This is a genomic window from Rhodovulum viride (assembly GCF_003265965.1).
In the GTDB taxonomy this organism is placed as follows: domain Bacteria; phylum Pseudomonadota; class Alphaproteobacteria; order Rhodobacterales; family Rhodobacteraceae; genus Rhodovulum; species Rhodovulum kholense.
Genome location: NZ_MUAV01000128.1, coordinates 1 through 837, shown reverse-complemented (window position 1 = coordinate 837; position 837 = coordinate 1). Strand labels below are relative to the sequence as shown.

2 pseudogenes are annotated in these 837 nt (G+C 64.0%); one reads left to right on the top strand and one right to left on the bottom strand.

Going from position 1 to position 837, the window contains the following annotated elements:
• Nucleotides 1–636: pseudogene (locus BYZ73_RS21395) on the bottom strand (transposase); the annotation flags it as partial.
• Nucleotides 637–700: 64 nt separating this feature from the next.
• On the opposite strand from BYZ73_RS21395, the pseudogene BYZ73_RS21390 reads away from it, so the two are divergent.
• Nucleotides 701–837: pseudogene (locus BYZ73_RS21390) on the top strand (IS5/IS1182 family transposase); the annotation flags it as partial.

The following is an 837-nucleotide window of genomic DNA, read 5'->3' as shown; positions in this document are numbered from 1 at the left end:
GGCCAAGTGGTTTTCCGCCTCGGTTACGCCGCCACCGCTTGGGCATTGGCTGGGGGAAGTCGGCCTGATCGGGGGGGCCGTCAAGCGATGTAGGCGGGCGGCGGCCATTGTGGAAGGTCAGATCCCGGCCGATCCGGGCCCGGGCTTCGGACACGCTGGCATAGGCGCGCAGGTAGACCTCTTCGTATTTGATGGTCCGCCACAAGCGCTCGACCAAGACATTGTCCCGCCACGCGCCCTTGCCATCCATGCCGATCTTGAAGTCGCGGGCGGCCAGCACCTTGACGAACTCGCTCGAGGTGAACTGCCTGCCCTGATCGGTATTGAAGATCTCGGGCGCGCCGTGACGCACAAGCGCCTCTTCCACAGCTCCATGCAAAAACCGGCCTTCAGCGTGATCGACACGCGCCAGGCAAGGACGCAGCGGGGGAACCAGTCCAGCACGGCGGCGAGGGAGATGAAGCCCCGCGCCATCGGGATGCAGGTGATGTCCCTCGCCCAGACCTGGTTGGGCCGCGTGATCGGCAGCTTTCTCGGAAGATAGCGGCAGATCTTGTGCCCGGGTGCGGGTTTTGAGGTGTTCGGTCGGCGATAGAGAGCCGCGATGCCCATCCGTTCCATCAGCGTGGCAACATGCAGTGGCGTTGTTGCGCAAATCCAGGGAATTCATCTCGTGAATCCAGCATGCTAGCCGGGCAGCATGAGCAGACCTCCGAAGCCGACCTGCAAGACGATCAACTGGCAAGCGTATAACCAGGCGCTGAGGCAGCGCGGCTCGCTGACCGTCTGGTTCGATCCCGAGATGCAGTGGGACGCGGTCCCTTCCGGACGGCGCGG